The 26,488-nt window shown below is 69.8% G+C and carries 25 protein-coding genes and 1 tRNA gene; 8 read left to right on the top strand and 18 right to left on the bottom strand.

Annotated elements, in window-relative coordinates; translation table 11 throughout:
- The first annotated feature begins 24 nt into the window (after positions 1-24).
- Complete coding sequence (locus ACWGUG_RS04420) at positions 25-546, top strand: carboxymuconolactone decarboxylase family protein (RefSeq protein WP_336393738.1); 522 nt, start codon at positions 25-27, stop codon at positions 544-546.
- Between the two features lie 33 nt (positions 547-579).
- Here the strand turns inward: ACWGUG_RS04420 and ACWGUG_RS04415 are convergent, their stop codons facing one another.
- From ACWGUG_RS04415 to ACWGUG_RS04385, 7 genes are all read right to left on the bottom strand, one after another.
- Positions 580-1,821, bottom strand: a complete 1,242-nt coding sequence (locus ACWGUG_RS04415) for an FAD-dependent oxidoreductase (protein WP_336393739.1) — start codon at positions 1,819-1,821, stop codon at positions 580-582.
- A 40-nt stretch (positions 1,822-1,861) separates the two neighbouring features.
- Positions 1,862-2,851 (bottom strand): C-terminal binding protein, encoded by a 990-nt coding sequence (locus ACWGUG_RS04410; protein WP_452323936.1) that lies wholly within the window; start codon positions 2,849-2,851, stop codon positions 1,862-1,864.
- A 1-nt stretch (position 2,852) separates the two neighbouring features.
- Entirely contained in the window at positions 2,853-4,136 is a 1,284-nt protein-coding gene (gene eno, locus ACWGUG_RS04405; RefSeq protein WP_452323935.1) for a phosphopyruvate hydratase, read from the bottom strand.
- Complete coding sequence (locus tag ACWGUG_RS04400) at positions 4,129-5,142, bottom strand: phosphotransferase family protein (protein ID WP_452323934.1); 1,014 nt, start codon at positions 5,140-5,142, stop codon at positions 4,129-4,131. Before ACWGUG_RS04400 ends, eno begins: the two co-directional genes overlap by 8 nt.
- A gap of 87 nt (positions 5,143-5,229) precedes the next feature.
- The gene (locus tag ACWGUG_RS04395; RefSeq protein WP_452323933.1) at positions 5,230-6,363 is read right to left on the bottom strand and encodes an FAD-dependent monooxygenase; all 1,134 of its coding nucleotides are present in this window, start codon (positions 6,361-6,363) and stop codon (positions 5,230-5,232) included.
- 71 nt (positions 6,364-6,434) lie between these two features.
- Positions 6,435-7,472, bottom strand: coding sequence for a VOC family protein (locus ACWGUG_RS04390; RefSeq protein WP_452323932.1), 1,038 nt, complete (start codon positions 7,470-7,472; stop codon positions 6,435-6,437).
- Positions 7,473-7,505: 33 nt separating this feature from the next.
- On the bottom strand, positions 7,506-8,486 hold the full coding sequence (locus ACWGUG_RS04385; protein WP_452323931.1) for a fumarylacetoacetate hydrolase family protein: 981 nt from the start codon (positions 8,484-8,486) through the stop codon (positions 7,506-7,508).
- Between the two features lie 125 nt (positions 8,487-8,611).
- On the opposite strand from ACWGUG_RS04385, the gene ACWGUG_RS04380 reads away from it, so the two are divergent.
- Together ACWGUG_RS04380 and ACWGUG_RS04375 are read left to right on the top strand one after the other, a co-directional pair.
- Positions 8,612-9,250, top strand: coding sequence for a TetR/AcrR family transcriptional regulator (locus ACWGUG_RS04380; protein WP_336393746.1), 639 nt, complete (start codon positions 8,612-8,614; stop codon positions 9,248-9,250).
- A gap of 60 nt (positions 9,251-9,310) precedes the next feature.
- The gene (locus ACWGUG_RS04375) at positions 9,311-9,427 is read left to right on the top strand and encodes an ABC transporter ATP-binding protein C-terminal domain-containing protein (protein ID WP_442928272.1); all 117 of its coding nucleotides are present in this window, start codon (positions 9,311-9,313) and stop codon (positions 9,425-9,427) included.
- Between the two features lie 277 nt (positions 9,428-9,704).
- Here the strand turns inward: ACWGUG_RS04375 and ACWGUG_RS04370 are convergent.
- A tRNA-Ser gene (locus tag ACWGUG_RS04370) sits at positions 9,705-9,795 on the bottom strand.
- A 145-nt stretch (positions 9,796-9,940) separates the two neighbouring features.
- Between ACWGUG_RS04370 and ACWGUG_RS04365 the strand changes: the two genes are divergently transcribed.
- The 3 genes from ACWGUG_RS04365 to radA all read left to right on the top strand — a co-directional run bounded on the left by ACWGUG_RS04365 (position 9,941) and on the right by radA (position 13,796).
- On the top strand, positions 9,941-11,308 hold the full coding sequence (locus tag ACWGUG_RS04365) for an MFS transporter (RefSeq protein WP_452324193.1): 1,368 nt from the start codon (positions 9,941-9,943) through the stop codon (positions 11,306-11,308).
- A gap of 109 nt (positions 11,309-11,417) precedes the next feature.
- On the top strand, positions 11,418-12,371 hold the full coding sequence (locus ACWGUG_RS04360; RefSeq protein ID WP_452323930.1) for an L-lactate dehydrogenase: 954 nt from the start codon (positions 11,418-11,420) through the stop codon (positions 12,369-12,371).
- Between the two features lie 54 nt (positions 12,372-12,425).
- Positions 12,426-13,796 (top strand): DNA repair protein RadA, encoded by a 1,371-nt coding sequence (radA, locus tag ACWGUG_RS04355; RefSeq protein WP_378879851.1) that lies wholly within the window; start codon positions 12,426-12,428, stop codon positions 13,794-13,796.
- Between the two features lie 487 nt (positions 13,797-14,283).
- On the opposite strand, the gene ACWGUG_RS04350 is transcribed toward radA, so the two are convergent.
- The 6 genes from ACWGUG_RS04350 to ACWGUG_RS04325 all read right to left on the bottom strand — a co-directional run bounded on the left by ACWGUG_RS04350 (position 14,284) and on the right by ACWGUG_RS04325 (position 19,851).
- The gene (locus tag ACWGUG_RS04350; protein ID WP_336393749.1) at positions 14,284-14,694 is read right to left on the bottom strand and encodes a dehydrogenase; all 411 of its coding nucleotides are present in this window, start codon (positions 14,692-14,694) and stop codon (positions 14,284-14,286) included.
- 69 nt (positions 14,695-14,763) lie between these two features.
- Positions 14,764-15,480: a FadR/GntR family transcriptional regulator gene (locus tag ACWGUG_RS04345; RefSeq protein WP_336393750.1), complete on the bottom strand. Its 717-nt coding sequence runs from the start codon at positions 15,478-15,480 to the stop codon at positions 14,764-14,766.
- Between the two features lie 127 nt (positions 15,481-15,607).
- Positions 15,608-16,381 carry a 3-oxoacyl-ACP reductase gene (locus ACWGUG_RS04340; protein WP_452323929.1) on the bottom strand — a complete coding sequence of 258 codons (774 nt, stop codon included), beginning with the start codon at positions 16,379-16,381 and terminating at the stop codon, positions 15,608-15,610.
- Complete coding sequence (locus ACWGUG_RS04335; protein WP_452323928.1) at positions 16,372-17,751, bottom strand: aldehyde dehydrogenase family protein; 1,380 nt, start codon at positions 17,749-17,751, stop codon at positions 16,372-16,374. The genes ACWGUG_RS04340 and ACWGUG_RS04335 overlap by 10 nt, the downstream gene beginning before the upstream one ends.
- Entirely contained in the window at positions 17,748-18,515 is a 768-nt protein-coding gene (locus tag ACWGUG_RS04330; protein WP_378879841.1) for a gamma-glutamyl-gamma-aminobutyrate hydrolase family protein, read from the bottom strand. Before ACWGUG_RS04330 ends, ACWGUG_RS04335 begins: the two co-directional genes overlap by 4 nt.
- The gene (locus ACWGUG_RS04325; protein WP_452323927.1) at positions 18,496-19,851 is read right to left on the bottom strand and encodes a glutamine synthetase family protein; all 1,356 of its coding nucleotides are present in this window, start codon (positions 19,849-19,851) and stop codon (positions 18,496-18,498) included. The genes ACWGUG_RS04330 and ACWGUG_RS04325 overlap by 20 nt, the downstream gene beginning before the upstream one ends.
- A gap of 187 nt (positions 19,852-20,038) precedes the next feature.
- Between ACWGUG_RS04325 and ACWGUG_RS04320 the strand changes: the two genes are divergently transcribed.
- The gene (locus tag ACWGUG_RS04320) at positions 20,039-21,607 is read left to right on the top strand and encodes an amino acid permease (protein ID WP_336393755.1); all 1,569 of its coding nucleotides are present in this window, start codon (positions 20,039-20,041) and stop codon (positions 21,605-21,607) included.
- Between the two features lie 79 nt (positions 21,608-21,686).
- On the opposite strand, the gene ACWGUG_RS04315 is transcribed toward ACWGUG_RS04320, so the two are convergent.
- On the bottom strand, positions 21,687-21,908 hold the full coding sequence (locus ACWGUG_RS04315; protein ID WP_336393756.1) for a hypothetical protein: 222 nt from the start codon (positions 21,906-21,908) through the stop codon (positions 21,687-21,689).
- Positions 21,909-22,017: 109 nt separating this feature from the next.
- Between ACWGUG_RS04315 and ACWGUG_RS04310 the strand changes: the two genes are divergently transcribed.
- Positions 22,018-22,350 carry a hypothetical protein gene (locus ACWGUG_RS04310; protein WP_336393757.1) on the top strand — a complete coding sequence of 111 codons (333 nt, stop codon included), beginning with the start codon at positions 22,018-22,020 and terminating at the stop codon, positions 22,348-22,350.
- Positions 22,351-22,421: 71 nt separating this feature from the next.
- Here ACWGUG_RS04310 and ACWGUG_RS04305 read toward each other — a convergent pair whose 3' ends face one another.
- The 3 genes from ACWGUG_RS04305 to ACWGUG_RS04295 form a co-directional block, all read right to left on the bottom strand.
- A complete protein-coding gene (locus ACWGUG_RS04305) occupies positions 22,422-23,117 on the bottom strand; it encodes a hypothetical protein (RefSeq protein ID WP_378879831.1) in 696 nt (231 codons plus the stop codon).
- Positions 23,118-23,216: 99 nt separating this feature from the next.
- On the bottom strand, positions 23,217-23,720 hold the full coding sequence (locus ACWGUG_RS04300) for an amino-acid N-acetyltransferase (RefSeq protein WP_452323926.1): 504 nt from the start codon (positions 23,718-23,720) through the stop codon (positions 23,217-23,219).
- A 120-nt stretch (positions 23,721-23,840) separates the two neighbouring features.
- On the bottom strand, positions 23,841-26,366 hold the full coding sequence (locus ACWGUG_RS04295; RefSeq protein WP_336393760.1) for an ATP-dependent Clp protease ATP-binding subunit: 2,526 nt from the start codon (positions 26,364-26,366) through the stop codon (positions 23,841-23,843).
- Positions 26,367-26,488 lie beyond the last annotated feature (122 nt).

Below are 26,488 nucleotides of genomic sequence, written 5' to 3'. Positions count from 1 at the left end.
TCATCCGCACACGAAGGAGCCAGCATGTCCGTGTCCTCGCGCAGAAGAGTCGAACCGGTCGCGGAGGCCGCTCTCGACGCGTACCGGCTCCCCGACGGCCGGCCTCTGGAGCTGTTCGGGGTGGTCGCCCACTCTCCGGCGGCGCTGGCCGATCTCAAAGGAGCGACGGCGCGCGTGCTCAACGCGACGGAACTGACGCCACGCCTGAGGGAGCTGCTCATCCTGCGCGTCCTGCACAACTACGGCGCGACCGCGGAATGGCGGGTGCACCTGCAGCTCTTCGCCGCGGGAGCGGGGATCTCGGCGTCGGACGTGACCGCGTTGCGGTCAAGCGAGGTGAAGGTGGCCGGACTGGAGGGCGCGATGCTCGAGCTGGCCGACGCCCTGAGCGACCGTGGAGCGGTGGGCGACGAGCTCTGGCAACGCATCCACGATGGGCTGGGCGCCCGGGGCGCTGTGGAGGCCGTGTTCGTGGGCGCGCAGTACGTCAAAGTCGCGCTGATGAACAACGTGCTCCACGTGGAACCACCGCTCCCGCCCGGCTGACACGGGCGGGAGCGGCGGGATCGGATGCCGCGCTCAGCGCGCTGCGGATGTGACCGGCGCGGGCGTGTGGATGTCCGCCCCCATGATGTCGAGCTGCGCGCTGATCTCGGCCGGGTTGGAGTCGCCGACCACCTTCTGCAGGAATTTGGTGTGGTCGAAGATGGCGTCGCGAAGAGGTCGCATGGGTGCCGGGACGTGGTGGAAGTTGCGACCCAGCATGTACGCCTGCTTCACCTGTCCGGCCGTGTGCTCGACGCGGAGTTCCTCGTAGCGCGCGAGCGCCTTCTGAAGGGCGGCCGCGTCGCTGAGGTCGACGCCGTTGAGCGTCTGGCCCAGGAAGTAGCCGTCGACGATCGACATGCCCGCGCCATAGGCGGCGTAGGGGCTGGTGGCGTGCACGGCATCGCCCGCAAAGGTGACACGCCCCTTGCTCCACACTTTGGGAACGTCTCCGCGGTCGCGGATCGGCCACCGGAAGATGTGCTCTTCTGACGTGTTCGCGATGAGCTCCGCCATCTGAGGAGGGAATCCCTTCGCGAGGGAGAGCGCGTGGGCCTTGAGATCGACCGGGGCTGGCTTCTGCGCGTCCCAGGCCTGCAGTACCCACCATTCCGCGCCGTCGCGGCCCTTGCTGCGGATGCCGGTGTGGCTGGCCTGCACCGTGCGGGAATGGCGGAGAATCGCCTCTCGCGGGTTGACAGCGGCGGGCAGGTCGAAAGTGAAGCCGCCGATGACGTGGAGGTTGTGCTCGCGGATCGGGGGAAGGCCCCAGACGATCTCGCGGACGACCGAGTTGATCCCGTCGGCGCCCACGACGAGTGGCGTGGTGATGCTCGTGTCGTCCTGGAAGCGGACGACGACGTGATCGCCCTCGTCCTCGATCCCGACGACCTGCTTGTTTCCGACGAGGATGCCGGGCGGGAGGGCATCGACCATGCGCTCGTAGAGGTCGGGGCGGGTGAGTCCGATGAAGCCGCCGTTACCGTACTTCTCGACGACCGACGGTGGGAACTTCACCCGCGCGCGCACCTTGTCGCGGGAGTTGCGGAACTCCGACTCGCAGAATGCCCCGATGTCGTCGACGTCGACGCCGATCTGCTCGAGCGCGTGAACGGCCGGTGGCCAGAGGTTGACGATGTTGCCGGCCGCGCGCGGTTCTGCGTAGCGCTCGTACAGCTGCACGGGGATCCCGACGGCATGCATGGCCAGGGCGGTCGCGATGCCGGCGGGACCGGCGCCGATGACGGCGACGGGCTCGGTGGAGTTGTTGTTCATGAAAGACCTGCTCTCTTCGTCGAGTGCGTTCTGATCGGGGTTACTGCGGGGTGATGCGGAGGAGGTCCGAGGTGAGGACCTCGGGATTGACGATGGATGCCGGGCGCTGGCCCGCGAGGACGGCGAGCGCGTTGGACGTCGCCTTCGTGGCCAGCTCGACGAGGGAGCCGTCCGAGGCGAACGCGACGTGGGGCGTGATGATTGCGGCCGGGCTCGACCGGAGCCAGTGGTCTGCAGGAAGGGGCTCCGGGTCGGTGACGTCGAGCGCCACCCGCAGCCGGCCACGTTCGAGCTCGGGGCGAAGCGCCTCGGTGTCGACGAGACCTCCCCGTCCGACATTGATCAGCAGCGCGCCGTCCTTCATCATCCCGAGCTCCTCGGCGCTGACGAGATGACGGGTCTCGGCGTTGAGCGGGACGTGGAGAGACACGACATCCGCGAGGCGCAGCAGCTCATCGCGACCGACCACGCGGGCCACCGGTGGCGGCGCCGCACCGGGTTCGGCCGCGAGCGCGCGAGAGGAGACGACGACCTCGAACCCGAAGGCCGCGGCGCGCTCTGCCACCGCGCGGCCGGTGGCGCCGAACCCGACGATTCCGAACACGAGGCCGCGGAGCCGTCGGGACGGGTACGCAGGCGCGGGCGTCCAGCCGCCGCCGCGGGTCGCATCGGAGGCAGGAACCAGGTTGCGGAGGGTCGCGAGGGTGAGCGCGAGGGTGTGGTCGGCGACCTCCTCGGTGCAGAACTCGGGGACGTTGCTGACGAGGATGCCGAGCTCGGTCGCACGGGCGACGTCGATGTTGTCGACGCCGACCCCGTAGCGGGCGACCGTGAGACACCGACCCGCAGCGTCGAGAACCTGCGCCGGCACCCGGCGGAAGCAGGTGAGAATGGCATCCGCTTGCGGGGCGAGGGTCAGCAGGTGCTCGTCGGACTCCGCCGGCAGGATCTCGTGGCCGGCTGCGCGCGCCAGCTCGGATTCGATGGCCGGGCTCGGCCAGGCGATGTCCGTGATCACGATCGTCGCCATGTCAGGAGCCTGTCCCGAATGTGGGCCGGGCGAGGGCGACGTCGTCGCCGAGCTCGCGCTCGATCTCGAGCACGCGGTTCCACTTCGCCGTGCGCTCGGAGCGCATCGTGGAGCCGATCTTGAGCTGACCGGTGTTCCATCCGATGGCGAGATCGGCCAGCCAATGGTCCTCGGTCTCCCCCGAACGCGCCGACAGCACTGTGGCGTAGCCGGCGGCGTGCGCGATCTCGACGACCTCGCGCGCCTCGCTCAGAGTGCCGATCTGGTTCGGTTTGACGAGCACGGCGTTGGCAACCGCTTCGTCGATGCCCCGGCGTAGCCGATCGGGCGACGTCACGAAAAGATCGTCGCCGAGGAGCTGGATACCGCTGAGCCGCTCCGTCGCCGTACGCCAGCCGACCCAGTCGTCCTCAGCGAGCGCGTCTTCGATGGAGACGATCGGGAAGTCCGCTGACCAGGCAGCGAGTTCCTCGACGAGCTCGTCGGCACGCATCCGGCGGTCCTCGGTCTCCCAGATGTAGGTGCCGTCGGATGGGGAGTGGAACTGCGTCGCGGCCACGTCGATGGCGATGGCGATGTCATCACCCGGGGTGAGACCGGCGCGTTCGAAGGCCGTCGAGAGCACCTCGAGCGCCTCCCGGTTCGACGCCAGCTGCGGACCGTAGCCGCCCTCGTCAGCGATGAGCGCCCAGGTCGCACCGCGCTCGCGCAGCACTTCCCCGGTGGCGGCGCGGACACGGGAGACGGTCTCGATCGCCTCGGCGAACGTCGAGGCACCGACGGGGACGACGAGGAAGTCCTGGACATCGAGCGCGCGAGCGGCGTGCGCGCCGCCGGAGATGATGTTGATCATCGGCATCGGGAGCGTGCGAGGCCCATCGCTGACGGCGGCGTAGAGCGGGAGGCCGCGGGAGGCCGCGGCTGCTTGCGCAGCGGCGACCGAGACCGCGAGGATCGCGTTGGCTCCGAGCCGACCGCCGTCCGCCGTACCGTCGGCCGCCCTGAGCGCGATGTCGACGGCACCCTGGTCAGTGACGTCGATTCCGCGCACCGCCTCGAGCAGCTCGCCTTCCGCGTTGGCGACTGCTCGCCGGACGCCGTACCCGCCGTAGCGGTCGCCGCCGTCGCGCAGCTCTCGCGCCTCGTGGGAGCCGGTGGAGGCGCCGGATGGCACGATCGCACGGCCGCGGGCACCTTGCCGCGTCACGACCGTGCAGCCCACCGTGGGACGGCCCCGTGAGTCCAGCGCCTCGAAGGCGGTGATCGTCTCGATCGCGTCAGACACTCGTCATCCTCCAGAATTCAGCGAGTCCGTCAGGAGCCTCGCGCAGCACGTTCAGGGCCAGCGCACGAGCTCGGTCGCACTGCGCTGGAGAGAAGTAGTCGACCGGCGACTTGCCGTCGACCCGCGCCAGCAGAAGCGCTCCTGCGTGGGCGAGCAGATAGCGATGGTCGAGGGCGCCGAGGGCCGCCCGCGTGTGGTCGGAATAGGTCTGCACGAAGCTCTCCGCCGTAGCCATCAGTTCGTGTCGGCGGTCGGGCCGGACGATGATCTTGCAGATCAGGTGGTGCAGGAGAAACGCCACGTCGAACAGCGGATCCCCGGTGTGGGCGACCTCCCAGTCGATCACCCAGAGGCCGCCGCCGACGGGCGGCTCGGCCAGAACATTCTTGGGCGAGAAGTCGCCGTGCACGAGAGCCACGCGGGTGCCGGCCATCCGCTCGACCAGCGTCGCGATGACCGGCGCGGCCGTGGGGTTGCGCTCTGCCGCGACCGCGTAGAAGGGCTTCACGCGCAGCTGGCCGAACGCTTCCTGGTCGTCGAACTCCGCGAGAATCGCGGGATCGGATGCCGACGCCACCTGCCACGCGGCCAGGACGGCGCCCAGCCGCGTGCCGACATCCGCTCGAACGTCGCCGGCCAGCAGCTGCTGCTTCCAGTCGCCGTATCCAGCGGGGGCGAGCTCGATGACGAGCACATTGTGCTCGCGGTCGACGGCGATGACGCCGGGTACGGCGTCCGGGGCCACGCCGTGAGCCCACCGCAGCGCCGCGGCCTCGGTGTAGGAGCGCTCCGCCGACGCTTCCCACACCTCCGCGACCCGCAGCCGCGGCAGTGCGCGCTTCACCACGAACGCGCTCTGCGCCGTCCGCACCACGACGACGTCGTTCGAGACTCCACCGGCCAGGGGTTGGACCGTGGGCTCCTCGTCGAGCAGTCCGGCATGCCGCAGCACGGCCAGCGCGACGTCGCGGAGATCGTCCCCCGGGGGTGCCTCTGCTGTCGTCACTGTCATCTCCTCGTAGTCGCTATCCGATGGTTTGGCGGGGCCGCCGCCGCCCGACGGCCCCGCGAATCTTCGTAGAGCGCCGCCGGCTCACGCCGGTAGCGCCATCTTCTGTGCGACCGCGTAGACGAGGCCACCGATGTCCGCGTGCTGGTCACCGTCGATCTGCCACTGCCCCACCTGCACCGAGGCCTCGACCACGGTGGCCGCACGCGGGAGGCGACGGGCGTGGAACTCATCCCACAGCGCCTGGTCCAGCCGGTCGTGTGACTCGAGGATTTCGGTGAGGACGAGTGCGTCCTCGAGGGCCTGCGCCGCCCCCTGGGCGATCGTCGGGGGGCAGCTGTGGGCCGCATCGCCGATGATCACGACCCGCCCCCGATTCCAGGCATCCGGGACGAGGTGCGACGTGAACCACGTGTAGTTCACCTGCGGCGAGTTGAGCAGATCGGCCCGGATCGCGTTCCACGGCCCGTCGTACGGCAGGGATGTCTCGTACATGAGACGTGCGTGTTCCTCGTCCGAAAGGGCAGAACGATCCTGGGCCGGCTCGACGAGGAAGGCGTACATCGCGTCTTCGCTGGTGGGCGTGTAGCCGGCGATGTAGACCGGTCCGCCGTAGATCACCTCCGAGGACACGACCTCGGAGGGCCGCGACACGAAAGCCCGCCACGCGCCCATTCCCGTCCGCTGGGGTCGGACGTCGATGCCGATCAGCTCACGCACCGTCGAGTGGAGGCCATCGGCCCCGATGAGCAGGTCGAACGCCCCGGCCGGCTCGCCGTTGACTTTCAGCTCGACCTGCTCCCCCCGGTCCGCGAGACCGGTGAGCTCCGCGCCGAAGTGAAAGGTCACACCCTGCGCGACAGCGGCCGCGTAGAGGATGCGGGTCAGATCCGGCCGATACATCCCCAACGAAGCCGGGTAGTCAGGGCCTCCCGTCTTCGCTTCGGGCAGGGACATGACGACCGGAGCGCCCGGGCCGGGTGCCCTGATGACCAGGCCTTCGGCCGGATACCCCTGCTCCAGCACCTGATTCCAGACGCCGAGCTGGCCGAGCGCCCGCAAGGCATTGCCCTGCAGCGTGATACCCGAGCCCAGCGGAGACAGTTCGGGCTTCTTCTCGAAGACCTCCACACCGACGCCGAGCTTGGCCAGCTGGATCGCTGCCGCCATTGCGGCGACGCCACTGCCGGCGATCGCCACCTTCTTCACCGCAGCCATTGCGGTCTCCTTCTCTGAGATCGTCATCGATCTCGGTTGAACTTTCAGCGGTACGGGTCTCGCGCCAGCGGTCAGACGCCCTGGGGCTTCTGCTGGAAGAAGTCGGCAAGCTCTTCAGAGTTGACCGCCGCCTGCTCCTTCTCTGCGGCCTCCTTGGGCGGCAGCGGCCACGCCTCGTAGAAGGATTCGGGCATCGTGACGTTGCGATAGATCGACTGGCCCGGGTTGCCGCCGGCGGCCTGGTAGGTCTTGGGTTCCCAGTCGGGCATGCTGTTGACCCAGCCGCCGGAGTTGACCTCCATACGGAAGCCGCCCGGCTCGCGGAGGTAGAGGTAGGTGATCTCATCGATGCCGTGCACGCCGGGGCCGAGCTCAATCGGGGTGCCGTGTGAGACTGCGATCTCGGCCATGCGCTCGACGTCGACGCGCTGGTCGACGCGGAAGGCGATGTGGTGGCCGCGACCGGTCATGCCGCTGAAGTCGGGGACGAGCGCGATGTCGTGGGTTGAGCGGATGCCGTTGCAGGTGAGGGTCGAGAACACCGAGAAGCCGGGCTCGACCTCGGTCTCGGCGGTGTGGCGCGCGCCGAGCTTCTTGTAGAACTCGATGTCGCCCCCCATGTTCGCGCTAGGCATCGTGACGTGGTCGAGATACCGCACGGCGGATCCGCCGCTGGTCGGGATCTTCTGTGGGCGGTTGGGAACGGCGTGGTCCTTCTTGTCTTCGGGCGCCTCGTACAGATCGACATCCCAGAACACCTCGTGAAGGTGGCGGCCGAACGCCGAGCGGTACTGGTAGGTGCGGCCGTGGCCGGTCCAGTCGTCGACCCAGCCGACGTGCTCTTCGCTATCCTGCAGGCGCTTGGCGATCGTCTCGGGGTCTTCTGCCCCATAGGTGCGCCAGCCGATGCGGCCGATACCGGACTCTTTGGCCTCGGTGACGATCAGGCTGGAATGCAGCCATTCCGCCCAGCCGCGGAGGTAGACGGACTGACCCTCGCGCGTGGTCTCTTCGAGGCCGAAGATCTCCTTCATCCACGCGACGGTCTCTTCGGGCTTCGGGCTGAACAGCTCGACGTGCGCGAGCTGCGAGAGCAGGATCTCTGACATTTTCTGGTGACTCCTTCGTCGATGATGGGGGTCTTACTGGGGCGGTGCGACGCACCGCGTGACTTGAGTGCCGAGGCCGGTGACGCTCGCCTCCATGACGTCACCGGGCCGGAGCCAGCGGTTGCCGTGCTTGCCGGCGTTGCCGGCCGGTGACCCGGTCAGGATCATGTCGCCGGCCGACAGGCGCGCCGAGTGCGAGGCATAGCTGACGCACTTCTCGACGCCGTGGATGATGTCGGCGACCAGTTCGTCCTGCATCGTCTCGCCATTGACCTTCAGTGTGATCCTCAGCCGGCGGTAGTCCGAGACGAACCGAGACGGCAGGATGACCGGACCTGTCGGGAAGTAGGTCGGACGGTTCTTCGAGGTGACGAAGTCGGTCAACGGCACATTCGAACGCGACATCACGTCTCGCACCGTGATGTCGTTACTCATCACGTAGCCCGCGATGTGGTCGAACGACTCTTCGGGCGAGATCCGATGCGCCGCCGTCTTGAGGATGACACCGAGCTCGAGCTCCCAGTCGTGCTGGCCGCCGGGAGTCCAGAGGATCACGTCGTCGTGGGCGCCGGAGACGGCGGAGGGCAGCCCGACGAACATGAACGGGTCCGACTGCGCCTGTCGCTCAACAGCCTCCAGCGCAAAGGTGTGCAACTCCTCGTCACTGCGCGGGTCACCCGCATTGCGGAGCGTGCTCTGCACGATCTGCTCCACGTGGACGCGATAGTTCGCGCCCGCGCACAGGATCTGACCCACCGGCTGCACCGGAGGGAGCACTTCCAGCGCGTCGGGCGAAATTCCGCCCGTGAGCGCCGGGGCAACCTCGATGAGCGTGTCGATCGCGGCGTCCCAGTCCTGCAGGAGGCTGCGGATCGTGGCGTCCCGTCCTAGGAACGGGCGGGTGTCGTAGACGAGACCATCGCGCAGCATCCCGACGAACGTCTGAGCCGAGGCCGCGAAGGTCCCGAGACCGAATGCTCCGGGGGCGACCGCGGTGGTAACGGTGGGGGTCACTGCTTCCTCGTTCCTCATTGAACTAGAACACGAACCTGTGTTCTAGTTAGATTGTGAGCATCCATGTCGACGCTGTCAAGCACGGATCTGACAAGCACCTCGAGCGCACGCCTACGATGAAACCGATGTCTGAGACCGACTCCCAGATCCGCCAGCCGGTGCAGCGGCGCAGCCAGGAGGCCTACGCACGCGTGCTCCAGGCAGGTCGGGAGATCCTCGAGGAGGAGGGCTTCCCCGGATTCACCGTCCAGGCGGTAAGCAAACGGGCCGGTGTCTCCGTCGGATCGATCTACCTACGCGCCCCGAGCCGCGAAGCCCTGCTCCTCGCGATCCACGCTCAGGAGATGGACCGGATGGACCGCGAGGAGGTGTGGCTCGCGCCGACCTCCGTGCCTCCCGGCGGAGCCCGTGCACACATCGAGCAGGTCGTCACCAAGACATCGGCACAGATGCTCGCGAACGCCGGCATCCTCCGGGCGTTCATGCGCCGCGGCCCCGAGGACCCGGAGATCTTCGTTCGCGGCCGCGACGGCTCGCAGCGCGTCGCCAAGCAGTTCGAGGCCGCGCTGCTCGCCTGCCGAGACGACTTCCGGCATCCCGATCCCGAAACGGCCGCCGACTTCGCGTTCCGGATGCTCTACTCGATGACGGCCCGGCGCATCACGCACGGTTCGGACTTCGAGTCGCCTCGTCCGCTCTCCGACGAGGTCTTCCTCGAACAGCTCTCCCGCGCGGTCGCCGACTACCTTCTCGGCGCGAGCTGACGGCGACTAGCGAGACTCCGCCAGCAGCTGCGACCGAGCCCTGGCGCCCAGTCGATCCCAGTGAGCGTCGTCGTGTTGGACGCCGGGCGTCTCCTGGCACAGGGCGACCCGGACACCGTCGGCCGCGATCCCAGAGTCATCGCCGCCTATCTCGGCGACGACTGGGTAGCCGCATGACCGCCCCCATGCTTGAAGCGCGCGGGGTCCGGGCGCGGTACGGCTCCGTTGAAGCGCTTCATGGCGTCGACGTCATCGTCGGGCGCGGGCGGCTCGTAGCACTGCTCGGCGGCTGAGTCGGTCTCGTTCCCGCTCGACACGGTCGCTCTAAGTGTCTCTCATCGCCTCGGGAAGACCCCTGACCGCGGCGGTTCCCACATCCGAGAAGGAACGAGACCGAACCAAAGGAATGGGCCAGATCGAGACTGTCCGAGAAGGAAGTCGATCTGGCCCAAAATGGCGGTGACGGTGGGATTTGAACCCACGGTAGGGGGTTACCCTACACAACTTTTCGAGAGTTGCACCTTCGGCCGCTCGGACACGTCACCGCCGACAAGCTTACGACACGCGGACGGATGCCGCGAATCCGCGCACACGGGGTCGCGCGGACCGACCGCCGTGTCGCCGGGCGGGTCTAGCGTGGGGGTCGTGACGCACGAGCAATCCGGGGCCGAGCAGACCGTCACCGATCCGATGTCGACGACGCAGCGGTTCGTGCTGTGGATCGCGATCCTCGGATCCTTCGTGGCCTTCCTCGACGGCACCATCGTCAACGTCGCCCTCCCCGCCATCAGCGACGAGCTCGGCGGCGGCCTCCGGACGCAGCAGTGGGTCGTCGACGCCTACCTCATCACCCTCGGCGCGCTGATCCTGGTCGCGGGATCCGTGAGCGACGCCTACGGTCGCGTGCTGGTGCTCCGCATCGGGCTCATCGGCTTCGGCGTGGCATCCCTCGCGATCGCGGTCGCGCCGACGGCCGAGTTCCTGATCGTCGCGCGAGCGGTGCAGGGTGCCGCGGGCGCGTTCCTCGTGCCGAGCTCACTCGCGCTCATCACGTCGAACTTCTCCGGCGGGGCGCAGGGCCGCGCCATCGGCGTCTGGACGGCGATGACGACCTCGGCGATGATCGTCGGCCCCCTCATCGGAGGCCTCCTGGTCGACCTGGCGTCGTGGCGGCTGGCGTTCCTCATCAACGTGTTCCCGATCGGCGCGACGCTGGTGCTGCTCGCGCGGGGCGGCTTCCGTGACACCCGGCACCGGGATGCCTCGATCGACTGGCTCGGCGCGGCCCTGTGCACCCTCGGCCTCGGCGGCATGGTCTACGCGCTCATCGAGCAGCCCCACCTGGGCTGGTCCTCTCCCGCGATCTGGGTGCCGCTCCTGCTCGGCGCAGTGCTGTTCGTGCTGTTCATCCTGCGCCAGCGGCGGGTGCGCAGCCCGATCCTGCCGCTGGACCTCTTCCGGGTCCGCAACTTCTCGGCGGGCAACATCGCGACGACGTTCATCTACGGCGCCCTCGCCCTCAACGGCATGGTCGTGGTGGTCTACCTGCAGGAGGGCGCCGGCCTCTCCGCCACGCTCGCGGGGCTCGCGAGCCTGCCCACGACGATCCTCCTCATCCTCTTCAGCTCACGCGTGGGCACGCTCAGCGGCCGGTGGGGTCCGCGCTTGTTCATGACCGTCGGCCCGATCACGATGGGCGCCGGCGCCCTGCTCCTGCTCACCGTGAGCACGGACTTCTCCTACTGGTGGCAGGTGCTTCCGAGCATGGTCGTCCTGGGCGCGGGACTGGCGCTCACGGTGGCGCCGCTGACGTCGGCGATCCTGGGCTCGATCGGACCGGAGCGCTCCGGCATCGCGTCCGCGGTCAACAACGCCGTCGCCCGCGTCGCGGGCCTCATCGCGATCGCCCTGCTCGCCACGATCGTCGGCGGCGCGCTCGACCTCGACGGCTTCCACCGCGCGGCGATCGTGACGGCCGCGCTCATGATCGCGGGCGGGATCACGTCGTTCCTGGGCATCCGCAATCCCGAGACCGCCGCCGACACACCGCCCGCGTGACGGGCGACGGATGCCCCGGCCCGGCCGGGCCGGGGCATCCGCTCGCCGTCGCCATACTCACGGCCACCGGCGCTGGCCGCACCGCGTCCCGCACTGCCAGACTGGCGGCATGGCTGTGATCGAGAACTCGAAAGTCACCATCGTCGGAGCCGGCAGCGTGGGGTCCAGCGCGGCCTACGCGGCGCTGATCCGGGGGTCCGCGCGGCACGTCGCGCTCTACGACATCGCGACCGAGAAGGTCGAGGCCGAGGTGCTCGACCTCGCCCACGGGACGCAGTTCACCGGCTCGAGCGACATCGTCGGAGGCAGCGACCTGTCGGTCGTCGAGGGCTCGCACGTCGTGGTCATCACGGCCGGCGCCAAGCAGCACCCGGGGCAGACTCGCATCGAACTCGCCGGCGTGAACGCCGGGATCATGCAGAAGATGATGCCGCAGCTGCTCGACGCGGCCCCGAACGCGATCTATGTCATCGTCACCAATCCGTGCGACGTGCTCACCGTGCTCGCGCAGGAGGACACCGGCCTGCCGCCCGAGCGCATCTTCGCCTCCGGCACGGTGCTCGACACGTCACGCCTGCGGTGGAAGCTCGCCGAGCGCGCCGGCGTCTCCACCTCGAGCGTGCACGCCTACATCGTCGGCGAGCATGGCGACACCGAGTTCCCGCTGTGGTCCAAGGCGACGATCGGCACCGTGCCGATCCTGGACTGGGTCACCCCTCGCGGCGATCGCATGACCGTCGAAGAGCTCGACCGCATCGCCGTCGACGTCCGCGACGCCGCCTACAAGGTCATCCAGGGCAAGGGTGCGACGAACTACGCCATCGGCCTGTCCAGCGCCCGCATCATCGAGGCGATCCTCAACGACGAGCGCGCGGTCATGCCCGTGTCGACGGTGCTCAGCCGGTTCCACGGCGTCGACGGGGTGGCCCTGTCGGTGCCCTCGGTGGTGAGTGCGACCGGCGCGGTCCCGATCCGCGAGACGAGGTTCGACGACCGCGAGCTCGAGCTGTTCCACGCGTCCGCCGATGCGCTCAAGAAGGTGGCCGACTCGCTGCGCGCCTGACGAACCCCGGCGACGCGCGCCGGCGATGTCCCCGCGGGCGCCTACGCTGGGCCCATGCCCGCAGCCCGACGCCCGACGCAGACCGCGCCCTACCGCTGCACCGAATGCGGCTGGACGACGATCAAGTGGGTGGGCCGCTGCGGCGAATGCCAGCAGTGGGGCACCGTCGTCGAGGCGGCCGAGCAGACCGGCATCCTCCGCTCGATCACACCGGTCTCGCCCGGCGCGGCCCGCGCCGCGCAGCCCATCACCCGCATCGACACGTCCGACGCGCCGCGCCGCACGACCGGGGTCGGTGAGTTCGACCGGGTGCTCGGCGGCGGCCTCGTTCCGGGTGCGGCGATCCTGCTCTCCGGCGAGCCGGGCGTCGGCAAGTCGACGCTGCTGCTCGAGGTGGCGGCGCAGTCCGCCCGCGAAGGGCGCCGCGTGCTCTACGCGAGCGCCGAGGAGTCGACCGCTCAGGTGCGGCTGCGCGCCGAGCGCACCGGCGCCCTCCACGACGAGCTGTACCTGGCGAGCGAGACCGACCTGGCGACCATCCTCGGCCACGTCGACGACGTCGCCCCCGACCTGCTGATCGTCGACTCCGTGCAGACGGTGTCGTCGGCCCTGTCCGAGGGCATGGCGGGGCATCCGTCGCAGGTGCGCGAGGTGGCGGCGACGCTCATCCGCGTCGCGAAGGAGCGCGGGATCCCCACGATCATCGTGGGCCACGTCACCAAGGACGGCTCGATCGCGGGGCCCCGCATCCTGGAGCACCTGGTCGACGTCGTGTGCCAGTTCGAGGGCGACCGGCAGACGTCGCTGCGGTTCGTGCGCGCGCTCAAGAACCGCTTCGGCCCGACGGACGAGGTCGGATGCTTCGACATGACCGGCGCGGGCATCGCCGAGGTCCCCGACCCCAGCGCCCTGTTCCTCGGCCACGGCAGCACCGAGCCCGGCACGTGCGTCTCGATCGCCTTGGAGGGCCGGCGCGCGCTGCCCGTCGAGGTGCAGGCGCTGACGATCGACAGCAAGTCGGGCAACCCGCGGCGCATCGTGAACGGGGTCGACGCCGCCCGCGTGGCGACCGTGCTGGCGGTGCTCGAGAAGCGGATGAAGATCAAGACCTCGGATCAGGACGTGTACGTCTCGACGGTCGGCGGAGTGAGATTCGCCGAACCGGCGGCCGACCTCGCGATCGCGCTCGCCGTGGCCAGCGCGGTCGAAGGATGGACGATTCCCCGCCATATCGCCGTGGTCGGCGAGCTGAGCCTGGCGGGCGAGGTGCGGCCCGTCACCCAGGCGACGCAACGGCGCAGCGAAGGCGCGCGTCTCGGGTACCGAGACGTGATCGACCACCGCTCGGGCTCGCTGGGTGGCGCCGTCAGCGACGTGCGGACGCGGTCCAAGGGCCGGCCGGGCGAAGACGTCCCCGAGTTCTGAGGCTCGGCCGGTCCCCTCAGCGCTGGAGCCTGCCGGGCGAAGACGTCCTCGGGTCCCGCGGCGTGCGGCCGGTCGGCTCAGCGACCCCGGGGCCGGCGTCGACGCCCAGGGTCGGCGTACCCGAGCACGATGGGGATCACCAGTCCGGCCGCGCACACGATTCCGACGAGCAGGAATTCCACCCGGCGAGTCTGCCCGCTCATCCCCGTCGACGCAAACCCCTCCCCCGGAGCTGCCCTCGCGCGGGCACCCACCCGGCGGGTCACCGGGGGTTTGGGGCGCACCGCTGTCGTTCGGGGCGCACGGGGCACGCCCCAGACGCGCGCGACGCGCCCCAAAACCGATGAAGCCCGGCGCTGTCGCGCGGGCACCCACCCGGCGCATCAACCAGGGTTTGGGGCGCACCACTGTCGTTCGGGGCGCACGGGGCACGCCCCAGACGCGCGCGACGCGCCCCAAACCCGGGGACGCTGGGTGCTGGGGCGCGTCAGGCGTCGAGCGCGGCGATGAGGTCGGCGGGTGAGGCCTGCAGCGGGTGGGGTCCGGCGATGTCGAAGAAGACCGTGGTGATCTCGGCCTCGTGCGCGCCGAGGAACGCGCGCAGCCACGCCGGCGACTGCAGCGCGACGCCGGGCGGCAGGCTCGCGGGCTTGTGCGCGGCATCGCTGAACAGCAGCAGGGCCACGTCGCCGGTGTCGGGGTCGCGGTACGTCCACACCTCGCCGACGTCGAGCGGGTTGTCGCGCTGCCCCGGGCGCATGAGCGGGACGACGGTGGGGCCATGGCGCAGCGCGAACGCGACCGCCGCCATGTCCTGCGTCTGGAGCGCATCGCTCAGCTGGGTGTTGCGGAACTCCAGCGGCTCCTTCGCCTTCTTCGCCCGCTTCTTGCCTGCCACCCCTCCAGCGTAGCTTCGGCCTGGACGGCCTTCCCTCCGCCGCCCCAGCGGCCACCGGAGCAGGAACCCTCAGGCGAGGAAGCCCCGCAGCAGGGCCTCCGAGCCGGCGAGGTGTTCGAGGATCGCCGCCTCCGCGGCATCCGCTCTCCCCGCGAGGATGGCGGTCACGATGTGCTCATGCTGGGCGTTGGAGTGCTCGATGTTGCGCGGCAGGAGCGGGAAGGTGTCGAGCCACTCGTTGACCTTCGCGCGGTTCTCGGCGGCGAGCGCGACGAGCGACGGAATGCCGGCGAGCTCGGCGATCGTCAGGTGCAGCAGCGTGTCGAGCCTGCGGTAGTCCGTGGCGGATGCCTCGGCCACGGCCTCGTACCTCGCCCACAGCACGTCGCGCGCCGACGCGTCGAGCGTCCGGCCGGCGGCGGCGCGGGCTGCGCCGGCCTCGAGCACGCGCCGGAGCCCGAGGACGTCTTCGAACTCGGCGGCGGTCACGTCCCGCGGGTGCGGGGGCTGCGGCAGGGGGTCGGCGACGAACGTGCCGCCGTAGCGGCCGCGCCGTCGCACGAGATAGCCGGTGTCGGCGAGCTCGCGGATCGCCTCGCGGACGGTGTCGCGGCTGACGGCGTAGAGAACGGCGAGCTCACGCTCCGACGGCAGCGACTCCCCGGGTGCCACCACGCCGAGCCGGATGGTCTGCGCGATGCGCGCGACGGTGTCCTCGAGGGCGTTGCCCTCGCGCACCGGCCGGTACACGGCCTTGCGCACCTCGTGCAGCGGCGGGTCGGTCACAGCCCCTCGCCTCTCCGCCGTACCGTTCGCAGGACGGATCCCGCCGAACCCGCGCGACACGCCGAGTTCCGCCTCGGTTCGGCCGGTCGGTCCTGCACACGGTACGGGCAAGGCATCGGAAGGGTCCTCACAGCGGCGTCACGTAGGCGTTGGTGATGCCGCCGTCGACGACGAACGCGGTCGCTGTGATGAACGAGGCGTCGTCCGAGGCGAGGAACGCGACGGCGGCGGCGAGCTCCTCCGGCTCGGCGAACCGGCCCATCGGCACGTGGACGAGGCGGCGCTGCGCGCGCTCGGGGTCCTTCGCGAAGAGCTCCTGCAGTAGCGGGGTGTTCACCGGTCCCGGGCACAGCGCGTTCACGCGGATCCCCTGACGCGCGAACTGCACGCCGAGCTCGCGGGTCAGGGCCAGCACGCCGCCCTTCGAGGCGGTGTACGAGATCTGCGACGTGGCTGACCCCAGCAGCGCGACGAACGACGCGGTGTTGATGATCGAGCCCCTGCCCGCCGGCACCATGTGCCGCAGCGCCGCGCGCGAGCACAGGTAGACGCTCTTGAGGTTGACGTCCTGCACGCGGTCCCACGCGGGCAGCTCGGTCGTCTCGATCGAGTCGTCGTCGGCCGGTGAGATGCCGGCGTTGTTGAAGGCGATGTCGATGCCGCCGAACTCCGCGGCCACGCCGTCGAAGACGGCGTTCACCTGGGCCTCGTCGGCGACGTTCACCCCGCGGAAGACGCCGTCCACCTCGGCGGCGGCGGCCTCGCCGGACTCGGGATCGAGATCCGCGATCACGATGCGTGCGCCCTCGGCCGCGAACCGGCGCGCCGTCGCCAGGCCGATGCCCGACGCGCCGCCGGTGATGATGGCGACCCGGTCCTTGAGCCTCGCCGTCAGATCCATGCTGTTCCCTCTCGGTCCGTCGCGAAGAAGACGTTCTTGGTCTCGGTGAAGTGCTCGGCGGCGTCGGGGCCGAGTTCACGGCCGAGGCCCGACGCCTTCATGCCGCCGAACGGCGTCCAGTACCGCACCGAGGAGTGCGAGTTGACCGACAGCACGCCGCTCTTGACCCCGCGCGAGACGCGCACGGCGCGGCCGAGGTTCTCGGTCCAGATCGAGCCGGCGAGCCCGTAGATGGTGTCGTTGGCGAGCCGCACGGCGTCGGCCTCGTCGTCGAACGGCAGCACCGCGACCACCGGTCCGAAGACCTCCTCGCGCGCGATGCGGTCCCCGCGATCGGCGAGCACGACGGCCGGGGCGAACCAGAAGCCGTCGCCGTCGGGCGCCGACCCACGGAAGGCGACGTCCGCACCGTCGAGGAAGCCTTCGACGGTGGAGCGGTGGGATGCCGAGATCAGCGGTCCCATGTCGGTGCGCTCGTCACCCGGGTCGCCCACGCGCCACGCCTTCACCGCGGGCTCGAGCAGCTCGAGGAACCGGTCGTACGCGGAGCGCTCGACGAGGATGCGGCTGCGGGCGCAGCAGTCCTGGCCGGCATTGTCGAACACCGCGCCCGGCGCGCTGGCGGCCGCCTTCTCGAGATCGGCGTCGGCGAACACGATGTTGGCGCTCTTGCCGCCGAGCTCGAGGGTGACCGGCTTCAGCTCGCGCGCGCAGCCGGCCGCGACCTCGACGCCGACGGACGTCGACCCGGTGAAGACCACCTTGCGCACGTCCGGGTGCGACACGAAGCGCTGACCGACCACGGAGCCCGAGCCGGTGACCACCTCGAACAGCCCCGCCGGAAGCCCCGCCTCGAGCGCGAGCTCGCCGAGGCGGATCGCGGTCAGCGGGGTGAGCTCGGCGGGCTTGAGCACGACGGCGTTCCCGGCGGCGAGCGCGGGGGCGAACCCCCACGACGCGATCGTCATCGGGAAGTTCCAGGGCACGATGATGCCGACGACGCCGTACGGCTCGTGGAACGTCACGTCGAGTCCCCCGGCGACCGGGATCTGCTGGCCCGAGAGCCGCTCGGGCGCGCCGGCGTAGAAGTTCAGCACCTGCGCGACGTGCGACGCCTCCCACCGCGCCGAACCGATCGGATGCCCCGAATTCAGCACTTCGAGCTGCGCGAGCTCCTCGACATGGGCCTCCACCGTGCGAGCGAACGCACGCAGCGCGTCGGCCCGCGCCACGGGCGGCAGCGACGCCCAAGAACGCTGGGCGGCGACGGCACGCGCGATCGCGGCATCCGTCTGCGCCTCGTCGGCACGGGCGATCTCGCGGATCGGCTGCCCGGTCGCGGGGTTGACGAGCGTGAACGTCCCACTCATGCGTGGACCTCCCGGGACGCGTAGACGGATGCCTCGGCCACGAGCCCCGCGAACAGCCGGCGGTCCTCCTGGTTCTGCTCGGGATGCCACTGCACCCCCAGGACGTAGCCGTCGCCGTCCGACTCGAACGCCTGGACCAGCCCGTCGTCGGTGCGCGCGGTGACCACGAGGCCGTCGCCGAGCCGGTCGATGCCCTGGTGGTGGTAGCTGTGGACGTCCATCGGTCCCGCGCCGACGAGCGCCGAGAGCCGCGTGCCGTCGTCGACGTGCACCTCGTTGGTGGCGAAGACCCCTCCGCCGACGCGGTACCGCTCGGTGCCCAGCACCTCCGGGAGGTGCTGGTGCAGCGTCCCGCCACGGGCCACGTTGACCAGCTGGAGGCCACGGCAGATCGCGAGCACCGGCATCCGTCGCGCTTCGGCCCCGCGGAACAGCGCGAGCTCCCACGCGTCGCGATCCGGACGCGCCGGGTCGGTGGTCGGATGCCGCTCCGCGCCGTACAGCTCGGGCTGGACGTCGAGGCCGCCGGTCAGGATGAGACCGTCGAGGCCGTCCAGGACGGCTTCGGCGGCGTCTTCCACCCGCACGCCGGTCGCGCTGCTGTGCTGCGGCGGCAGTAGCACCGCGATGCCGCCCGAGGCGGTCACCGAGTCGAAGTACACCTGCGGCAGGAACGCCGCGCGCACGTCCCACACCCCCTGCGTGGCCTGCTCGAGATACGTCGTCAGGCCGATCACGGGGTTCTCAGAGGCGTTCGAAGCCACGCACCCTCTCCCAGTCGGTCACGGCGGCGTCGTAGGCCTCGACCTCGATGCGCGCCTGGTTCAGATAGTGCTCGACCATGTCATCGCCGAAGGCGGCGCGCGCGATGGCCGACTGGTCGAACAGCTGCGCGGCCTCGCGCAGCGTCGTCGGAAGGTGGTCGACCCCGGACGTGTACGCGTTGCCGGTGAGCGCGTCGGGCATCGGCAGCTCGTGCTCGATGCCGTGCAGGCCGCCCGCGATGATCGCCGCGATGCCGAGGTACGGGTTCACGTCGCCGCCCGGGACCCGGTTCTCCACCCGCAGCGAGGAGCCGTGGCCGATCACGCGCAGCGCGCAGGTGCGGTTGTCGAGGCCCCACGCGATCCCGGTGGGGGCGAACGAGCCCTTCGCGAACCGCTTGTACGAGTTGATGTTGGGCGCGTACAGCAGCGTGAACTCGCGCAGGGTGGCCAGGATGCCGGCGATCCAGTGCTCCATCAGCGGACTGAAGCCGTGCCTCCCGTCGCCGGCCATGACGGGCTCGCCCGCCTCGGAGCGCACCGACAGGTGGATGTGGCAGCTGTTGCCCTCGCGCTCGTCGAACTTGGCCATGAACGTCAGCGCCTTGCCGTGGTGCTCGGCGATGGCCTTGGCGCCGTTCTTGTAGATGGCGTGCTGGTCGGCGGTCTCGAGCACCTCGGCGTAGCGGAAGGCGATCTCCTGCTGACCGAGGTTGCACTCCCCCTTGACGCCCTCGGTGTAGAGCCCGGCCCCGTCCATCGACAGGCGGATGTCGCGCAGCAGCGGCTCCAGGCGGCCCGAGGCGAGCAGGTCGTAGTCGACGTTGTAGTCGGTCGCAGGCGTGAGGCCGCGGTAGCCCTTGGCCCAGGCATCGCGGTACGTGTCGTCGAAGATGATGAACTCCAGCTCGGTGCCGGAGTAGGCGACGAGGCCGCGGTCGGCGAGGCGCTGCCGCTGGCGGTCGAGGATGTCGCGCGGCGACTGCACGACCGGGTCGCCACCCTCCCAGGTGAGGTCGGCCATCACCAGCGCCGAGCCCGGCAGCCACGGGATGACGCGCAGCGTCGACGGGTCGGGGCGCAGCATCATGTCGCCGTAGCCGGTCTCCCAGCTCGACATCGCGTAGCCGTCGACGGTGTTCATGTCGACGTCGACGGACAGAAGGTAGTTGCAGGCCTCCGCACCGTGGGGGAGCACCTCCTCCTGGAACAGCCGCGCCGACACGCGCTTGCCCACCAGCCGCCCCTGCGCGTCGCCGAAGGCGACCACCACCGTGTCGATGTCGCCGCTCGCGATCCGGTCGTTCAACTGCTCGACGGTGAGGTTGCCCGGCATCCGTCCTCCTCAAGTCCCGACGTGCGACCAGTCGCGCACGCGACCATGCCCGGCCGCGGGCACGCGCTCACTCTAACGAAAATCGGATTCAAAGGTAGACACAGCCCACCAATAGCGCCACAATCGGCGACAACGTGCAAGCCGCGCGACCCGAGCGCGCCTCCCTTCGCCTATCACTGGAGGACCGATGTCCCAAGCGAGCAGTGCATCCACCCCGAAGCCACCGGCATCCGCCGCCGCAAGCTCGTCGAAGGTCGCAGGAGCGACCTATAGGCGAGCAGGTCACGACTATTTCCAGAAGCGGACCCTGAAGCGCTCGGCCGGCGTCTGGGGCCTGTGGGGCCTCGCCGTCGCCGCCGTCATCTCGGGCGACTTCTCGGGGTGGAACTTCGGCATCGGCTTCGCAGGCTTCGGCGGCATGCTCATCGCCTTCGCCATCCTCGTCGTCATGTACTACGGCATGATCTTCTCGATCGGCGAGATGGCCGCCGCGATGCCGCACACCGGCGGTGCGTATTCGTTCGCGCGCTCCGCGATGGGCCCGTGGGGCGGCCTGGTCACCGGCGCGGCTGAGACGATCGAGTACGTCGCGACGACCGCGGTCATCGTGTACTTCTCGGCGTCCTACGCGGATGCCATCACCAGCGAGCTGCTGAACTTCTCGATGCCGACGTGGGTGTGGTGGATCATCCTCTACACGGCCTTCATCGCGCTGAACGCCGCCGGCGCGGCGATCTCGTTCAAGTTCGCGATCGTCGTGTCGATCATCTCGATCGCCATCATCCTGGTGTTCTCGGCGATGGCGCTCTTCTCGGGCCAGTTCAGCTGGGACAAGCTCTTCGACATCGCACCCGATCCCGGACAGAGCGCCTTCCTGCCGCACGGCGTGATCCCCATCCTCTTCGCTCTGCCGTACGCGATGTGGTTCTTCCTCGGCATCGAGGAGCTGCCGCTCGCGGCCGAGGAGTCGCACAACCCGGAGCGCGACATCCCCCGTGCCGGCTTCATCGCCCGCACGACTCTGATCATCACCGGCCTGCTCGTGCTGTTCCTGAACACCGGTGTCGTGGGCGCGGAGGCGACCGGCAGCGCCGGCGAGCCGCTGCTCGACGGATTCCGCGCGATCGTCGGCGACGAGCTGGCCGCGGTGCTGGCGCTCTTCGCCCTGATCGGGCTCCTCGCGTCGCTGCAGGGGATCATGTTCGCGTACGGCCGCAACATGTACTCGCTGTCGCGCGCGGGCTACTACCCGAAGTTCCTGTCGCTCACCGGCAAGCGGGCGACGCCGTGGGTCGCGCTGGTGGTCGGTGCGGCGATCGGCTTCATCGCCCTCGTGCTCGTCGACTCGCTCGGCGGCACCGGCGGGGTGGCAGGAGCGATCGTGCTGAACATCGCGATCTGGGGAGCGGTCATCGCCTACGCGCTGCAGATGGCGTCGTACGTGATCCTGCGCCGCAAGTACCCCGACGCCCACCGCCCCTACCGCAGTCCGTGGGGCATCCCCGGCGCCGTCATCGCCGGCGCCGTGTCGGTGCTCATCTTCTTCGGCTTCTTCATCAACGAGCCGGCCCGGCCCGCCATCGTCGCGATCGCCATCGTGTACGTGGTGATCCTCGTCGGATTCGCCCTGTACTTCCGCCACCGTCTCGTGCTCTCTCCGGAGGAGGAGTACGCCCTCTCCGGTGGCAAGCACTGGGACCCCCAGGCGGAGGGGTACGACGCCATGGAGTCCGAGGTGTTCGGCGACAAGCCCTAGGTGTTCGGCTGACACCCTGGTGTGGGGAAGCGGAGCGGGGCGTCCTGGGGGAGCCCCGCTTCGCGCTGTCTGCGCCTTCTCACGTGTACGTGTGGTGGATGTGCCAGTCCTCGCCGTCGCGATAGACGTCGAACACCACCACGTCGCCGTCGTCGCTGGTCGCCTGGAACCGCCAGCCGTACATGCTGCGCCCGCGCTCCAGCGGCATGGCCCAGATCGACTCGCGGAGCCGCGTCGGCGCATCGCTCACACGCCACCGGCGACCCGCGTAGAACATGCGCGCGGGGATGTCGTCGGCCATCCATATGGTTACGTCATGTTCGATACGCGTGGTCGTCATGGGTTAAGAGAATAGAACACATCTTCGACTCTCGATAGAGTGGAAGGAGGCCGGAGGAGGGAGCCGGCGGGTGGGCACGAACAGGCGATACGCCGACCACTACGACCGGCTGATGGACGAGAGGATCCTGCAGCGCATCGCGGCCGGCGGCCCGCTCGAGACGCTCTCGCGGCTCGAGCTGCAACTGGACGATCTGCCGTGCACCACCGATCCGAAGCCCAAGCGCGTCAAGGCGTGGGTGCGGTTCGGCCGGACGCCGATCCAGGTCGACGCGGAGGCCTGCATGTGGACGCCGCGTGCGATCGCCATCCGCTTCCGGATCTCAGGCGAGGAATACCGCTGCTGGGTCTGGGCCAGCGCCGTGGACGGCGCCGGCGACCAAGAGCCCGAGGCGGGCCGGTGACAGCGGATGCCGCGGCCGCGATGGACAGCGGATGCCGCGCCCGCGCCCACGCCCGGCAGCTCAGGACGCGCTCAGTACAGCAGGAACTGCTTCGGCTCCGTCGACGCGACGCCGCCGATCTCGACCGACAGGTGGTACGACGCGCCGCCGCCCGGCGCGACCGGCCGGGTCGTGTCGCCGCACGTGCCCACGGCGGAGCGGGTGCGATCCCACTCCAGCGGCGCCGCACTGGACACCGTCTGCCCCGCGGCGACGAGCACGATCATGTCGCTGGGCTCGCTCTGGCAGTCCGTCGAGCGCCACCAGACGTCGTCGCCGCTGGTGACCGTGAAGGACTGCGCGCTGGTGCCGACGTTGAGCGTGCAGTCGGGGCCGTTGTTGGTGAGCTCGATGGAGAACTGCGGCTTCTGGTCGCCGGTGAACGCGTCGGCGGAGGTGACCGGCTCCACGGTGATCTCGCCGGCGACGCAGGGCTGCGCGGCAGGCGTCGCGCCCGGCGTCGCACCCTCGACGACTGCACCTTCGACGGCGCCCGTCTCAGACGGGCCCGGGGTCTCCCCCGGCGACGGCACCGGCAGCGAGTCCGCCGAGTTCTGCGACGACGCGCGATCCCCGTCGGCGGCCGACTCCTCGGCCGATCCGCGCCAGGGCTGGGCGATCAGCAGCCACACGACGCCTACGACGACGAGGAGCCCGACGAGCAGCACCAATCGCCGGCGACGATAGACCGCCGGAGAATGGCGGCGGCGCGGAGTGGTGCCGGTCATGATGACAGGCTAACTCCGGGCGGCGTCATCGCCGGTCGGCGCGCCCCGGGTCGCGCCACCCGGCAGGGCGCAGCCGCCGGCGCGCGCGTCGCCCGCGGGTCAGAGGCGCTTGATCATGCGCGTGTTGCCCAGGGTGTTCGGCTTGACGTGCGCGAGGTCCAGGAACTCCGCGACGCCTTCGTCGGGCGAGCGGATGAGCTGCGAGTACACGTCGGGGTCGACGACCTGCTCGCCGATCGGCTCGAAGCCGCGCCGTGTGAAGAAGTCCACCTCGAACGTCAGGCAGAACAGCCGCGACAGCCCGAGCGAGCGCGCGTTCTCCTCCAGGCCCTCCACGAGCGCGCGTCCCACCCCGTGCCGCAGCCACCCGTCGGCGACGATCAGGGTGCGCACCTCGCCGAGGTCCTCCCACATCACGTGCAGGGCGCCGCAGCCGATCAGCTCGCCCTGCGCATCCTCGGCGACGAGGAACTGCTGGGTCGCCTCGTAGAGCACGACGAGGTCCTTGCCGAGCAGGATGCGCCGCTGCACGAACGGCTCGAGGAGCGCCTGGATGCGGCGGATGTCCGGCGTGCGCGCGGGCCGCACCGTGAACTCGCTCATCCGTCCAGCGTAGGGCCGGGACCGGTGCGTGGAGCGAGGGGCGGGCCGGGAATGCGAAGAGCGGATGCCTCGGAGTGAGGCATCCGCTCTTCGACTGCGTGTCGCGACTCGGCGACCGCCCTAGGCGTTGGCGGCCAGATCGGGGGTCGCGGTGATCTCGCCGTTGTGCACGACGCCCACCGCCACCTTCTCGCCGCGGGGGCCATGCTCGAAGACGAACTCGCCGTTCTCGGCGTCGACCTTCACGTGGTCGCCGGGGTTGAGCTCGCCGTGCAGGATCTTCTCCGACAGGCGGTCCTCGACCTCGCGCTGCATCGCGCGACGCAGCGGCCGGGCGCCGAGCGCGGGGTCGAAGCCGATGTCGATCAGCTTGTCCTTCGCGGCATCCGTCAGCTCCACCGTCATGTCGCGGTCGAGCAGGCGCTCGCCGAGACGCTTGGTGAACAGGCCCACGATCTGGCGGAGCTCGTCCTTGTTCAGCTGCGGGAAGACGATGATGTCATCGACGCGGTTGAGGAACTCGGGCTTGAAGTTGCGCTTGAGCTCCTCGTTGACCTTGCCCTTCATCCGGTCGTACGTCGTGCCCGTGTCGCCCTCGACCTGGAAGCCCACCGGGCCTCCGGCGATCGCCGACGAACCGAGGTTCGTCGTCATGATGATCACCGTGTTCTTGAAGTCGATGACGCGGCCCTGACCGTCGGTCAGGCGACCCTCCTCGAGGATCTGCAGCAGCGAGTTGAAGATGTCGGGGTGGGCCTTCTCGATCTCGTCGAAGAGCACGACCGAGAACGGCTTGCGGCGCACCTTCTCGGTGAGCTGGCCGCCCTCCTCGAATCCGACGAAGCCGGGAGGGGCACCGAACAGGCGCGAGACGGTGTGCTTCTCACCGAACTCCGACATGTCGAGCGAGATGAGCGCGTGCTCGTCGTCGAAGAGGAACTCGGCGAGCGCCTTGGCCAGCTCGGTCTTTCCGACGCCCGTGGGGCCGGCGAAGATGAACGAGCCCGACGGACGCTTGGGGTCCTTGAGGCCCGCGCGCTGGCGGCGGATCGTCTTCGAGAGGGCGGCGATCGCCTCCTCCTGGCCGATGACGCGCTGGTGCAGCGCCTTCTCCATGAAGACGAGCCTGCTGGACTCCTCCTCGGTCAGCTTGAAGACCGGGATGCCGGTGGCCTGGGCGAGCACCTCGGCGATCAGGCCCTCGTCGACGACGGCGTGCGAGGCGACGTCGCCCGAGCGCCACTGCTTCTCGAGGCGCAGACGCTCGGCGAGGAGCGACTTCTCCTCGTCGCGCAGCGACGCAGCCTTCTCGAAGTCCTGATCCTCGGACGCCTGCTCCTTCTGCTGGCGCACGTTGGCGATCTTGTCGTCGAACTCGCGCAGCTCGGGCGGGCTGGACAGGATCGACAGGCGCAGGCGGGCGCCGGCCTCGTCGATCAGGTCGATCGCCTTGTCGGGCAGGAAGCGGTCCGAGATGTAGCGGTCGGCGAGGTTCGCCGCCGCGACGATCGCGCCGTCGGTGATCTGCACCTTGTGGTGCGCCTCGTAGCGGTCGCGCAGCCCCTTCAGGATGTTGATCGCGTGGGGCAGGCTCGGCTCGGCGACCTGGATCGGCTGGAAGCGGCGCTCCAGCGCGGCATCCTTCTCGAAGTGCTTGCGGTACTCGTCGAGGGTGGTCGCGCCGATCGTCTGCAGCTCGCCGCGCGCGAGGAGCGGCTTCAGGATCGACGCGGCGTCGATCGCGCCCTCGGCGGCACCGGCACCCACGAGCGTGTGGATCTCGTCGATGAAGACGATGATGTCGCCGCGGGTGCGGATCTCTTTCGTGACCTTCTTGAGGCGCTCCTCGAAGTCACCGCGGTACCGCGAGCCGGCGATGAGCGAGCCGAGGTCGAGCGAGTAGACCTGCTTGTCCTTCAGCGTCTCGGGAACGTCGCCCTTGACGATGGCCTGGGCGAGGCCCTCGACGACCGCCGTCTTTCCGACGCCGGGCTCGCCGATGAGGACGGGGTTGTTCTTGGAGCGGCGCGACAGGATCTGCATAACGCGCTCGATCTCCTTCTCGCGCCCGATGACCGGGTCGAGCTTGTTGTCGCGCGCGGCCTGCGTGAGGTTGCGGCCGAACTGGTCGAGCACCTGCGAGCCGCCCTGGGTGGTGCCCTGGGTCTGCTCGCCCGCGCCGGAGGCGACGCCGGCGGGCTCCTTGCCCTGGTAGCCCGAGAGCAGCTGGATGACCTGCTGGCGCACCTTGTTGAGGTCTGCGCCGAGCTTGACGAGCACCTGGGCGGCGACGCCCTCGCCCTCGCGGATGAGCCCCAGGAGGATGTGCTCGGTGCCGATGTAGTTGTGGCCCAGCTGCAGCGCCTCGCGCAGCGACAGCTCGAGCACCTTCTTGGCGCGCGGAGTGAAGGGGATGTGACCGGTCGGCTGCTGCTGCCCCTGGCCGATGATGTCCTGGACCTGCTCGCGGACGGCGTCGAGCGAGATGCCGAGGCTCTCGAGGGCCTTGGCGGCGACACCCTCGCCCTCGTGGATGAGACCGAGCAGGATGTGCTCGGTGCCGATGTAGTTGTGGTTCAGCATCTTCGCCTCTTCCTGGGCGAGGACGACCACACGACGGGCACGGTCGGTGAATCTCTCGAACATCGTTCACTCCTCCGGGACGCCTCGGGTCGGTGTGACCTACTGCGCCTTACATCGAGGGTAGCCAGCGGGCCCGGACGGGATGGCCGTGTTCGCCGTGGGCATAGCGCACGCCCCGCCGGCGC

The sequence above is a fragment of the Microbacterium sp. NPDC055455 genome (genome assembly GCF_053619935.1).
This window is presented reverse-complemented; position numbering and strand designations above follow the sequence as displayed.